Raw genomic sequence first — 12,465 nt, 5'->3', positions numbered from 1 at the left:
CGCTCGGTCGAGCAGGACGCACCGTCGCTCCCGCCGACTGGGCCCGGAGGACACCCCTGCGGGTGATGTCAGCCGCTCACGCCGCGGCCGAGCGCCCACAGCTGGAGCGTCGAGGAGGAGTTGAGGGCGTAGGAGACGCCCGTGATGTCGTCCCGCGCGGCGACGTACTGCTTGCCCTGCCACAGCGGCAGCACGGGGACGTCCTCGGCGACGGTGTCCTGGATCTCGGTCAGGCTCTTCGCGGCGTTGAGCCGGTCGGACTCCCGCCGGGACTCGGGGATCAGCGTGCGCTGGATGGTGCTGTTCGAGTACGGCGAGCCGAGGAAGTTGTCCTTGTCGAGGAAGGGCGCGAGGAAGTTGTCGGCGTCGGGGAAGTCGGGGAACCAGCCCATGCCGTAGACGTCGTACTGGCCCTTCTGCTCGGCGGGACGGAAGGCCGACCAGGGGTGACCCTGGAGGCTGACGTCGAACAGGCCGCTGTTGTTGAGCTGCTTCTGCAGGATCTCGAACTCCTGCTTGGTGGCCGAGCCGTAGTGGTCGGTCGTGTAGTGCAGCGTCAGCTTGACCGGGGTGGTGATGCCGGCCTTGGTCAGCAGCTCCTTCGCCTTGGAGTTGCTGGGGTTGCCGTACTTGTTGAAGAACGAGTTGGAGTGGCCGGTGAGGGTGGCCGGGACCAGCGAGTACAGGGGCTCGGCCTGGGTGCCGTACACCTTGGAGACGATCTCGCCGCGGTCGATGAGCTGGGCCATGGCCTGACGGACGGCCTTGCTCTTCACGGTGGGCGCGTTGGTGTTGAAGGCCAGGTAGCGGATCTCCAGGCCCGGCATGTCGACCAGGTCGACGTTCGCGTCGGCGCCGCTGTCGAGCTTCTGGATCTGCGACGGCGACATGGTGCGGGTCATGACGTCGATCTTGCCGTCGGCGATCGCGGTGCCCATGGCGGCCGCGTCGTCGTAGCTGCGCATCACGACCTCGTTGTTCTCCACCTTCACATAGCCCTTGTAGGAGGGGTTCTTGTCGAAGGTGACGGAGACGATCGTGTTGTCCTTGACGTCGGCCTTGAAGGTGTACGGGCCGGAGCCGTCGACCTCGAAGCCGTCGCGCAGCTTGCCCTTCTCGTAGTCCTTGGGGTTGATGATGCCCGCGACCGGAGTGGACAGCTTGTACGGGAAGGTGGCGTCGGCCGTCTTGAGGTGGAAGATGACCTCGCGGTCGCCCTGGGTCTCGACCGTGTCGATGTTGTTCAGCAGGGCGGAGACACCCGAGTCGGCCTTGATGTGCAGCGCCCGCTCGATGGAGTACTTGACGTCCGAGGCGGTGACGGCGTCGCCGTCGGCGAACTTCAGGTCCGAGCGCAGCTTGCAGGCGTAGCGCTCGCTGCCGCTGTCGGTGAAGGAACAGCTCTCGGCGGCGTCCGGGACCGGGTCGCCCTCGCCCTTGGGCTGGGTCATCAGGGTCTGCACGGTCTGGCGCAGGATGTTCCAGGTGCCGACGTCGTAGGCGTAGGCCGGGTCGAGAGGCGCGGGGGCGTCGCTGGTGGCGGTGAACCGGTCGGTGGTGCCCACGACGATGGCATCGCTGCTCTTGCTCCCGCTGTCGGATCCGCCACAGGCAGCGAGAACCGGCGTGAGCAGGCCGGCCACCGCCGGCAGCACCAAAGTCTTGCGGTTCATGCGGGAGTTTCTCCAGAGCTGTTCGTGTCCGTGTACCCGGCATGCAGGGGTGGCGCGGCGGATCACGGGGGTTGCGGCGATGTTCTCGCGATGAGATTAGTCCGCGCCCGCAGGACCGTTCACAGCCCCGCGAGTTGAGGCCTCATCACGCAGTGAAACCGGGTGCGGACACACCGAAAACCCGACAGCGGCAGGATTAGTGCAGCGTCCCATCAATCGGGACACAAGGGCACGTCGAACCGTCCCGATCGGGGGTCACCTACACACCGGGGCAACGTTGTCGAGGCCTGCGGACGTGGGCAACCTCACACTCCGAACCGGGTGGGGAGTTGCCGGAATTCAGCCGGGCGGGCCGACGGGAATTCCGCCCCGGTGTACTGACCGGGATTTTTGTCCATCCCGTCCAATGATCATTGCACGCTGGGTGAACAGCTAGCGCATTTCCGTCATCAGGCCGCGCAGAAATGCCAGGTCGACCTCTTCCAGGGAGGTCACGACGGTGCGGCGGGCACTCGGTGCGATCGGGGCCACCGAGGGCACGGCGACGACCCGGCACCCCGCGGCCTCCGCGGCCTCGACGCCGGTGGCGGTGTCCTCGACCACCGCGCACCGGGCGGGGTGGGCGCCGAGCCCGGCGGCGGCGAGCAGGTACGGGTCCGGGTACGGCTTGGTGCGCGACACCTCGTCGCCGGCCACGGTCAGGGCGAAGTGCTGGGGCCCCAGTGAGTCCAGCACGCGGTCGATGATCCGCCGGTGCGAGGCGGAGACCAGGGCGGTCGGGATCTCGTACTCGTACAGCTCGGCGAGGAGCCGGGCGGCGCCCGGCATCAGCGGGAGGGCGCGGCCGATGCGGTCCTCGAACCCGTCGTTGAGCAGTGTCGTGAGCTCGGCGAGGGTGATGTCGGCGCCGGTGGCCTCGATCAGGAACCCGGCGCTGCGCGCCATGGGACCGCCGACCACGATGTGGCGCCAGGTCTCGTCCAGGGTGTGGCCGAGGCCGGCGAAGACCTCCGCCTCCACGTCCCACCAGAAGCCCTCGGTGTCCACCAGGGTGCCGTCCATGTCGAGGAGCACGGCCTGCAGGGCTGATCCTTCGGCCGTACGGGTTCCGAGCGCGGGGACCGTGCTGGTCATCCTGGCGCACCTCCTTGAGGGACGACCAGGCCGGTTCCCGGACAGGGAACCGGCCTGTGGTGGACCGACCAGTGTACGACCCTCGGCGGGTAAACGCCTCAATGTGACCGGCACGGGCGGGTCGGCGCCCGCCGAAGTCACCGGAACCACCGGTACCGCCGAAGCCACCGGTACCGGCGGAGCCACCGGAGGCGCCGGAGCCGGGTCGGACCAGCCGGAGCTGCCGGAGCTGCCGGAGCTGCCGGAGCTGCCGGAGCTGCCGGAGCTGCCGGAGCCGGCGTAGCTGCCGGTTCAGCGTGCGTTGAAGTACTTCGCCTCCGGGTGGTGGATCACGATCGCGTCGGTGGACTGCTCGGGGTGCAGCTGGAACTCCTCGGACAGGTGGACGCCGATCCGCTCGGGCTGCAGGAGCTCGGCGATCTTGGCGCGGTCCTCCAGGTCCGGGCAGGCGCCGTAGCCGAGGGAGAAGCGGGCGCCGCGGTACTTGAGGGCGAACATGTCCTCGATACCGGCCGGGTCCTCGCCGGCGAATCCGAGTTCGGAGCGGACGCGGGCGTGCCAGTACTCGGCGAGCGCCTCCGCCAACTGCACGGACAGACCGTGCAGTTCGAGGTAGTCGCGGTAGGAGTTGGACTCGAAGAGCTTGGCGGTCTCCTCGCCGATGCGGGAGCCGACGGTGACCACCTGGAGGCCGACGACATCCGTCTCGCCCGACTCCTCCGGGCGGAAGAAGTCGGCCAGGCACAGGCGGCGTCCGCGGCGCTGGCGCGGGAAGGTGAAACGGGTGCGTTCGTTGCCCCGCTCGTCCAGGATGATCAGGTCGTCGTCCTTGGAGACGCAGGGGAAGTAGCCGTAGACGACGGCGGCTTCCAGGAGGTTCTCCGTCTGGAGCCTGTCGAGCAGACCGCGCAGGCGGGGACGGCCCTCGGTCTCGACGAGTTCCTCGTACGTCGGCCCTTCCCCGGTGCGGGCCTGCTTCAGGCCCCACTGGCCCTTGAACAGGGCGCCCTCGTCCAGCCAGCTGGCGTACTCCTTGAGCTGGATGCCCTTGATGACGCGGGTGTCCCAGAACGGCGGGGCCGGCACGGGGTTGTCGACGGCGACGTCGGAGCGGACGTGGCCCTCCTCGGGCCGCTCCTCGATCTCGACGGCGGCGGCGCGGACCCGGCGCTGCCTGAGCTCGGGCAACTGGGCGCCGGGCACGCCCCGCTTGACGCCGATCAGGGCGTCCATCAGGCGCAGGCCCTCGAAGGCGTCGCGGGCGTAGCGGACCTCGCCCTCGTAGATCTCGTGCAGGTCCTGCTCGACGTAGGCGCGGGTGAGGGCGGCACCTCCGAGGATGACCGGGAAGCGGGCGGCGAGGCCGCGCTGGTTCAGCTCCTCCAGGTTCTCCTTCATGATCACCGTGGACTTGACCAGGAGGCCGGACATGCCGATGACGTCGGCCCGGTGTTCCTCGGCGGCTTCCAGGATCGCGGAGACCGGCTGCTTGATGCCCAGGTTGACGACGTTGTAGCCGTTGTTGGACAGGATGATGTCGACGAGGTTCTTGCCGATGTCGTGCACGTCGCCGCGCACGGTGGCCAGCACGATGGTGCCCTTGCCCTCGGCGTCCGACTTCTCCATGTGCGGTTCGAGGTGGGCGACGGCCACCTTCATGACCTCGGCGGACTGCAGGACGAACGGCAGCTGCATCTGGCCGGAGCCGAAGAGGTCGCCGACGACCTTCATGCCGTCCAGGAGGGTCTCGTTGACGATGTCGAGGGCGGGGCGGCTTTGCAGGGCCTCGTCCAGGTCGGCTTCCAGGCCGTTGCGCTCGCCGTCGATGATGCGGCGCTTGAGGCGCTCCTCCAGCGGGAGGGCGGCCAGTTCCTCGGCCTTGCCGGCCCTCAGGGACTTCGCCGTGGCGCCCTCGAAGAGGGCCATCAGCTTCTGCAGGGGGTCGTAGCCCTCGGCGCGGCGGTCGTAGATGAGGTCCAGTGCGGTGGTGACCTGCTCCTCGTCGAAGCGGGCGATCGGCAGGATCTTGGAGGCGTGCACGATCGCGGAGTCCAGGCCCGCCTTGACGCACTCGTCCAGGAAGACGGAGTTCAGCAGGATGCGGGCGGCCGGGTTGAGGCCGAAGGAGATGTTGGACAGGCCCAGCGTGGTCTGCACGGCCGGGTGCCGCTTCTTCAGCTCGCGGATCGCCTCGATGGTGGCGATGCCGTCTCCCCGGGACTCCTCCTGACCGGTGCAGATGGTGAAGGTCAGGGTGTCGATGAGGATGTCCTCCTCACGGATGCCCCAGTTCCCGGTGAGGTCGTCGATCAGCCGTTCGGCGATCTCGACCTTCTTCCCGGGGGTGCGGGCCTGGCCCTCCTCGTCGATGGTGAGCGCGATCAGCGCGGCGCCGTGCTCCTGCGCGAGTTCGGTGACCTTGGCGAAACGGGACTCGGGGCCGTCGCCGTCCTCGTAGTTGACGGAGTTGATCACGGCGCGGCCCCCGAGCTTCTCCAGGCCCGCCCGGATGACGTCGACCTCGGTGGAATCGAGGACGATCGGCAGCGTGGACGCGGTCGCGAAGCGGCCGGCCAGTTCCTCCATGTCGGCGACGCCGTCCCGTCCGACGTAGTCCACACACAGGTCGAGCAGGTGTGCGCCCTCGCGGATCTGCTCGCGCGCCATCTCCACGCAGTCGTCCCAGCGGGCCTCCAGCATGGCCTCGCGGAACTTCTTGGAGCCGTTGGCGTTGGTGCGCTCGCCGATGGCCAGGTAGGAGGTGTCCTGGCGGAACGGCACCGTCTGGTAGAGGGAGGCGGCACCCGGCTCGGGCCGCGGGTCGCGCTCGGGCGGGGTGAGGCCCCTCACGCGCTCCACGACCTGGCGCAGATGCTCGGGCGTGGTGCCGCAGCAGCCGCCCACCAGCGAGAGGCCGTACTCGCGGACGAAGGTCTCCTGGGCGTCGGCCAGCTCCGGTGCGGTCAGCGGGTAGTGGGCGCCGTTCTTGCCGAGGACCGGCAGGCCCGCGTTCGGCATGCAGGACAGCGGGATGCGGGCGTTGCGGGCGAGGTAGCGCAGGTGCTCGCTCATCTCGGCCGGGCCGGTGGCGCAGTTCAGGCCGATCATGTCGATGCCGAGCGGCTCCAGCGCGGTCAGGGCCGCGCCGATCTCGGAGCCGAGCAGCATGGTGCCCGTGGTCTCGACGGTGACCGACACGATGACCGGCATGTCCAGGCCGAGGGCGGCGAGGCCGCGGCGGGCGCCGAGGACGGCCGCCTTGGTCTGGAGGAGGTCCTGGGTGGTCTCGACGAGCAGTGCGTCGGCGCCGCCGGCGACCAGGCCCTCGGCGTTGCGCTGGTAGGCGTCGCGCAGGGTGGTGTAGGGGGCGTGGCCGAGGGTGGGCAGCTTGGTGCCGGGGCCCATGGAGCCCAGGACCCAGCGGGGCCGGCCGTCCTTGGCGGTGAACTCGTCGGCGGTCTCGCGGGCCACACGGGCGCCCGCTTCCGAGAGCTCGTGGACACGCTCGGGGATGTCGTACTCGCCGAGGGCGGAGTGGTTGGCCCCGAACGTGTTGGTCTCGACGCAGTCGACGCCCACGGCGAAGTACGCCTCGTGGACGGAGCGGACGATGTCGGGGCGGGTGAGGTTGAGGATCTCGTTGCAGCCCTCGAGTTGCTGGAAGTCCTCGAGCGTCGGGTCCTGGGCCTGGAGCATGGTGCCCATGGCCCCGTCGGCGACCACCACGCGGGTGGCGAGCGCTTCTCGGAGTGCGGACACACGGGTCCGGCTGTCGGCGTGAGGGGACGTTGGCAACGAGGCCATGAAGGGGCTCCCTGAGGTGCGACGGCTGTCGGCTATGCGGCTTCCCCGGCGCGGACCGGGCAAGGGGCACGGCGTCAGGGTAACCGGGAGTGGGCTTGGATGGGCACCGGCGTCCACGTGGCGGACGCAGGTGGTGAACCCGGATGGCCGAGGCACGACGGGTGGGCCACGGCAGATGTAACAAGTGTCGTCCGACCATTGGCGGTAGGTCGACATGGACCGGTAGTGTTCGACATTGCCGAACGGTATGTGTTCCATGCTGTTCGTCGACGGTCGAAGGGGACGGAGGCAGGACGGGGATGGCACGGAACATCCAGTCGCTCGAAAGGGCGGCCGCGATGCTGCGGCTGCTCGCGGGCGGCGAGCGGCGACTGGGCCTCTCGGACATCGCCTCGTCGCTGGGCCTCGCCAAGGGCACTGCCCACGGCATCCTGCGCACCCTCCAGCAGGAGGGTTTCGTCGAGCAGGACGACGCCTCGGGCCGCTATCAGCTGGGCGCCGAGCTGCTGCGCCTGGGCACCACCTACCTGGACGTCCACGAGCTGCGGGCACGGGCCCTGGTATGGACCGACGACCTGGCCCGCGCCAGCGGGGAGAGCGTGTACCTGGGCGTCCTGCACCAGCAGGGCGTGCTGATCGTGCACCACGTCTTCCGGCCGGACGACAGCCGGCAGGTGCTGGAGATAGGGGCGATGCAGCCGCTGCACTCCACGGCACTGGGCAAGGTGCTCTCGGCGTACGACCCGGTGGCGCACAGCGAGGCGCTGGAGGCCGACCGCAAGCCGTTCACGGACCGCACGGTGTGTGATCCGACGGACTTCGAGCACCTCCTCGACATCACGCGCGCGCGTGGGTACGCGGCCGACGTGGAGGAGACCTGGGAGGGCGTGGCGTCGGTCGCCGCACCCATCCACGACCGGCGCCGCATGCCGGTGGGCGCGGTCGGCATCACGGGCGCGGTGGAGCGGCTGTGCCGTGACGGAGAGCTGCGCCCCGAAGTGATCGCCTCGGTGCGCGACTGCGCCCGCGCGGTCTCCCGGGACCTCGGCGCGGGGCGGTTCTGAGCGGTCCCCACGGGGGCGCTTCATACGGTGACGACCGGGACGCAAGGCGGCGTCCCGGCTATCGCCCTACCCTGAAATGGACATATGGGGCGAGACCGTGCGTGGGCGCACGAAGAACGACAACCAGCAGCGATCAATAACGATCCTGTTTTCGATAACAGAACTCTTGACGCACGCGTAACGCCAAAGCAAGACTCCCGTCCATCGGTCGGCATTGTCGAACACCTACCGGCAATACGCGCTAGAGTGTGACAACGCCAAGGGCCGGCATCGCTCTCACCCCCGAGGGCAGCTCGAACCTCCGGAGGGACCCGGGGTTCGGTCCCCTGGACGAAGGACAAAGGAGTCGCGGGTGTCCAGCTCCGACATCTTCATCGGCGAGACCATCGGTACCGCCATACTCATCCTGCTCGGCGGCGGCGTCTGCGCCGCTGTGACCCTGAAGGCCTCCAAGGCCCGTAACGCCGGTTGGCTCGCCATCACCTTCGGGTGGGGCTTCGCCGTCCTGACGGCCGTCTACACCTCGGCGCCGCTCTCCGGCGCCCACCTGAACCCGGCCGTGACGCTCGCGCTCGCGATCAAGGACAAGGACTTCAGCAACCTCCCCGTCTACTGGGGCGGCCAGCTGCTCGGCGCCATGATCGGCGCGGCTCTGGTCTGGGTGGCCTACTACGGCCAGTTCCACGCGCACCTCACCGACAAGGAGATCGTCGGCGGTCCGGGTGCGCAGGCCACGGCGGCCAAGGCCGTCGAGGCGCAGGAGAAGGGCGCCGGCCCGGTCCTGGGCATCTTCTCCACCGGTCCCGAGATCCGGAACGCGGTGCAGAACCTCCTCACCGAGATCATCGGCACCGTGGTGCTGGTGCTCGCCGTCCTCACGCAGGGACTGAACGACAAGGGCAACGGCCTGGGCACCCTGGGCGCCCTGATCACCGCGCTGGTCGTCGTCTCCATCGGGCTCTCGCTCGGTGGCCCCACCGGCTATGCGATCAACCCGGCCCGTGACCTCGGTCCGCGCATCGTGCACGCCCTGCTGCCGCTGCCCAACAAGGGCGGTTCCGACTGGAGCTACGCCTGGATCCCGGTGGTCGGTCCGCTGATCGGCGGCGCGATCGCTGCAGGCATCTACAACGTCGCCTTCGCTTAAGAAGCTCCCCGAGCACGCGCCGTACGTACAGCCCCATCACCACGGAACTTCAGGAGCACACAGTGACCGACGCCCACACCACCGGCCCGTTCATCGCGGCGATCGACCAGGGCACGACCTCCTCGCGCTGCATCGTCTTCGACAAGGACGGCCGCATCGTCTCCGTCGACCAGAAGGAGCACGAGCAGATCTTCCCGAAGCCGGGCTGGGTCGAGCACAACGCCAACGAGATCTGGACCAACGTCCAGGAGGTCGTCGCCGGAGCCATCCAGAAGGCCGGCATCACCCGCGACGACATCAAGGCCATCGGCATCACCAACCAGCGCGAGACCACCGTGCTGTGGGACAAGAACACCGGTGAGCCGGTCCACAACGCCATCGTCTGGCAGGACACCCGCACCGACGCCCTGTGCAGGGAACTGGGGCGCAACGTCGGCCAGGACCGCTTCCGCCGCGAGACCGGCCTCCCGCTGGCCTCCTACTTCGCCGGGCCCAAGGCCCGCTGGCTGCTCGACAACGTCGAGGGCCTCAAGGAGCGCGCCGAGGCGGGCGACATCCTCTTCGGCACCATGGACACCTGGGTCATCTGGAACCTGACCGGCGGTGTCAACGGCGGCAAGCACGTCACCGACGTCACCAACGCCTCCCGCACCATGCTCATGAACCTGCACACGACGCAGTGGGACGAGAAGATCGCCGAGTCGATCGGTGTGCCGCTGCAGATCCTGCCCGAGATCCGGTCCTCCGCCGAGGTCTACGGCGAGGTCACCGGCGGCAGGCTCGGCGACCTGCTCGGCGGCATCCCGGTGGCCTCCGCGCTCGGCGACCAGCAGGCGGCCCTGTTCGGCCAGACCTGCTTCTCCGAGGGCGAGACCAAGTCCACCTACGGCACCGGCACCTTCATGGTGATGAACACCGGTGACAAGATCATCAACTCCTACGCGGGCCTGCTGACCACGGTCGGCTACAAGATCGGTGAGCAGCCGACGGTGTACGCGCTGGAGGGCTCGATCGCCGTCACCGGCTCGCTGGTGCAGTGGATGCGCGACCAGATGGGCCTGATCTCCACCGCCGCCGAGATCGAGACGCTCGCGCTCTCGGTCGAGGACAACGGCGGCGCCTACTTCGTACCGGCCTTCTCGGGCCTGTTCGCCCCGCACTGGCGCTCCGACGCCCGCGGTGTGATCGCCGGTCTGACCCGGTACGTCACCAAGGCGCACCTCGCGCGTGCCGTCCTGGAAGCCACCGCCTGGCAGACGCGGGAGATCGCCGACGCCATGACCAAGGACTCCGGCGACGAGCTGGTGGCCCTGAAGGTCGACGGCGGCATGACCTCCAACAACCTGCTGATGCAGACGCTCTCGGACGTCCTGGACGCACCGGTGGTGCGCCCGATGGTCGCCGAGACCACCTGCCTCGGTGCCGCCTACGCCGCCGGTCTCGCCGTCGGCTTCTGGTCCAGCACCGACGAACTGCGCGCCAACTGGCGCCGGGCCGCCGAGTGGACCCCCCACATGGACGCGGAGACCCGCGACCGTGAGTACAAGAACTGGCTCAAGGCCGTCGACCGGACCATGGGCTGGATCGAGGACGAGGACTGAGCGGCCCGGACCGCCCAGTCAGCTCTGACGAGGAGTAAGAACCCGACATGACCAGTCAGTCCACCCTGAAGTCCGTGCCTGCCCTGGGGACGCACCCGGCCTCCGGCTCCAACCCGAGCCGGGCCGAGACCAGGGAGCAGCTCTCCAAGGCGTCGTACGACCTTCTTGTGATCGGCGGCGGCATCCTGGGCATCTCCACCGCCTGGCACGCCGCGCAGTCCGGACTCAGGGTGGCGCTGGTCGACGCCGGCGACTTCGCCGGCGCCACCTCCTCCGCCTCCTCCAAGCTGCTGCACGGCGGTCTGCGCTACCTGCAGACCGGCGCCGTGAAGCTGGTGGCGGAGAACCACTTCGAGCGCCGTGCGGTCTCCCGCCAGGTGGCCCCCCACCTGGCGAACCCGCTCACCTTCTACCTCCCCGTGTACAAGGGCGGGCCGCACGGCGCGGCGAAGCTCGGCGCGGGCGTCTTCGCCTACTCCGCGCTCTCCGCGTTCGGCGACGGCGTGGGCCACCTGCTCTCCCCCGCCAAGGCGGCGCAGGACGTTCCCGAGCTGCGCACCGAGAACCTCAAGGCCGTCGCGGTCTACGGCGACGACCAGATGAACGACGCCCGCATGGCGCTGATGACGGTCCGCGCGGCCGTCGAGGCGGGCGCGGTCGTCCTCAACCACGCCGAGGTCACCGGCCTGCGCTTCACCCAGGGCCGGGTCACCGGCGCGGACCTCAGGGACGGGACGTCCGGCGACGAGTTCGGCGTCAACGCCCGTCTGGTCCTGAACGCGACCGGCCCCTGGGTCGACCACCTGCGCCGCATGGAGGACCCGAACGCGGCGCCCTCCATCCGCCTGTCCAAGGGCGCGCACCTGGTGCTCAAGCGCACCTCCCCCTGGAAGGCCGCGCTCGCGACGCCCATCGACAAGTACCGCATCACCTTCGCCCTCCCCTGGGAGGACATGCTGCTGCTCGGCACCACCGACGAGGAGTTCGAGGGCGACCCGGCGGACGTCTCGGTCAACGAGAAGGACATAGCCCAGATCCTGGACGAGGCCGCGTTCTCCGTCCGGGACCAGCAGCTCCAGCGCGACCTGATCACCTACGCCTTCGCCGGCCTGCGCGTCCTGCCGGGCGGTCCCGGCGACACCGCCAAGGCCAAGCGCGAGACCGTCGTCACCGAGGGCAAGGGCGGCATGCTGTCCGTCGCGGGCGGCAAGTGGACCACCTTCCGGCACATCGGCCGCACGGTGATGCAGAAGCTGGAGGCGCTGCCCGGCCACCCGCTGGGCGACGACTTCGAGCCGATCTCCTCGCTGCCGAAGAAGCTGCCGCTGCCCGGCGTCGCCAACCCGCGCGCGGTCGCCCACCGGCTCCTGGTGGACCACCCGGCGCCCGGCCCGCGCATGGCCGCCGACACCGCCAAGCACCTGGCCACCCACTACGGCTCGCTGGCCTTCGACATCGCCCGCCTGGCGAACGAGAGCCCGGAGCTGGCCGAGCGCGTCCACCCGGACGCCCCGGAGATCTGGGCGCAGGTCGTCTGGGCCCGCGACCACGAGTGGGCCGAGACGACGGACGACGTGCTGCGCCGCCGCACGACCCTGACGATCCGGGGCCTGGCCACGGACGACGTCCGCGCGAAGGTCCAGGACCTGCTCGACAAGAAGTGAGCCCGCCGCCGGTCCTTCGCCCTGACCGGAGCCGGCGGTCATGAGGGACGGCCCCGCCGCACCGGGGCCGGACACGACGGGAGGGGCGGCTCCACGCCGATGGAGCCGCCCCTCTCCTGTGCCCGGGTGCCGGTGCCGGCCGATATCCATGGCCTGATGAACACCGATCACGCGGATCCCGGAACCGGCCTGCCTGCGCGAGGCGTTCGCTGACGGCGACGGCGACGGCGGGGAGCCGGCCCTCGGCCGTCAGGCGGTGCGGGCCTTCGAGTCCCGGCACGGGATCGTGCTGCCCGAGCCCTGACGGACGTCCGTGGCGGAGATCGGCGACGGGGCGTTCCTCGTGCTCGGGACCGACGAGTGCGGCATGGACCGGCA

At 69.6% G+C, this 12,465-nt stretch carries 8 protein-coding genes; 5 read left to right on the top strand and 3 right to left on the bottom strand.

Features of this window, described 5'->3' with window-relative positions:
* Window positions 1-68: 68 nt before the first annotated feature.
* Window positions 69-1,673 carry an ABC transporter substrate-binding protein gene (locus ACFZCP_RS13615; RefSeq protein ID WP_391426960.1) on the bottom strand — a complete coding sequence of 535 codons (1,605 nt, stop codon included), beginning with the start codon at window positions 1,671-1,673 and terminating at the stop codon, window positions 69-71.
* A 432-nt stretch (window positions 1,674-2,105) separates the two neighbouring features.
* The gene (locus tag ACFZCP_RS13610; RefSeq protein ID WP_391426957.1) at window positions 2,106-2,807 is read right to left on the bottom strand and encodes an HAD-IA family hydrolase; all 702 of its coding nucleotides are present in this window, start codon (window positions 2,805-2,807) and stop codon (window positions 2,106-2,108) included.
* 103 nt (window positions 2,808-2,910) lie between these two features.
* Between ACFZCP_RS13610 and ACFZCP_RS13605 the strand changes: the two genes are divergently transcribed.
* Window positions 2,911-3,090, top strand: coding sequence for a hypothetical protein (locus ACFZCP_RS13605; RefSeq protein ID WP_391426955.1), 180 nt, complete (start codon window positions 2,911-2,913; stop codon window positions 3,088-3,090).
* Window positions 3,091-3,098: 8 nt separating this feature from the next.
* On the opposite strand, the gene metH is transcribed toward ACFZCP_RS13605, so the two are convergent.
* Complete coding sequence (gene metH, locus ACFZCP_RS13600; protein ID WP_391426953.1) at window positions 3,099-6,611, bottom strand: methionine synthase; 3,513 nt, start codon at window positions 6,609-6,611, stop codon at window positions 3,099-3,101.
* A 299-nt stretch (window positions 6,612-6,910) separates the two neighbouring features.
* Here metH and ACFZCP_RS13595 point away from each other — a divergent pair, with 299 nt between their 5' ends.
* The 4 genes from ACFZCP_RS13595 (at window position 6,911) to ACFZCP_RS13580 (ending at window position 12,087) form a co-directional block, all read left to right on the top strand.
* Window positions 6,911-7,675 (top strand): IclR family transcriptional regulator C-terminal domain-containing protein, encoded by a 765-nt coding sequence (locus ACFZCP_RS13595; RefSeq protein ID WP_391426951.1) that lies wholly within the window; start codon window positions 6,911-6,913, stop codon window positions 7,673-7,675.
* A gap of 352 nt (window positions 7,676-8,027) precedes the next feature.
* On the top strand, window positions 8,028-8,822 hold the full coding sequence (locus ACFZCP_RS13590) for an aquaporin (protein WP_391426949.1): 795 nt from the start codon (window positions 8,028-8,030) through the stop codon (window positions 8,820-8,822).
* A gap of 62 nt (window positions 8,823-8,884) precedes the next feature.
* Window positions 8,885-10,423 carry a glycerol kinase GlpK gene (gene glpK, locus ACFZCP_RS13585; protein ID WP_391426946.1) on the top strand — a complete coding sequence of 513 codons (1,539 nt, stop codon included), beginning with the start codon at window positions 8,885-8,887 and terminating at the stop codon, window positions 10,421-10,423.
* Window positions 10,424-10,470: 47 nt separating this feature from the next.
* Window positions 10,471-12,087: a glycerol-3-phosphate dehydrogenase/oxidase gene (locus ACFZCP_RS13580; protein WP_362697967.1), complete on the top strand. Its 1,617-nt coding sequence runs from the start codon at window positions 10,471-10,473 to the stop codon at window positions 12,085-12,087.
* The last annotated feature ends 378 nt before the right edge of the window (window positions 12,088-12,465 follow it).

This window comes from Streptomyces sp. NPDC007971, from assembly GCF_042958635.1.
In the GTDB taxonomy this organism is placed as follows: domain Bacteria; phylum Actinomycetota; class Actinomycetes; order Streptomycetales; family Streptomycetaceae; genus Streptomyces.
Note: the sequence above shows the minus strand (reverse complement) of the source record. Positions and strands in the feature narration are given on the sequence as shown.

Excerpts from the sequence above, each read along its gene's own strand:
- ACFZCP_RS13615 (WP_391426960.1), bottom strand. The coding sequence starts at position 1,673 with ATGAACCGCAAGACTTTGGTGCTGCCGGCGGTGGCCGGCCTGCTCACG.
- ACFZCP_RS13610 (WP_391426957.1), bottom strand. The coding sequence starts at position 2,807 with ATGACCAGCACGGTCCCCGCGCTCGGAACCCGTACGGCCGAAGGATCA.
- metH (WP_391426953.1), bottom strand. The coding sequence starts at position 6,611 with ATGGCCTCGTTGCCAACGTCCCCTCACGCCGACAGCCGGACCCGTGTG.
- ACFZCP_RS13595 (WP_391426951.1), top strand. The coding sequence starts at position 6,911 with ATGGCACGGAACATCCAGTCGCTCGAAAGGGCGGCCGCGATGCTGCGG.
- ACFZCP_RS13580 (WP_362697967.1), top strand. The coding sequence starts at position 10,471 with ATGACCAGTCAGTCCACCCTGAAGTCCGTGCCTGCCCTGGGGACGCAC.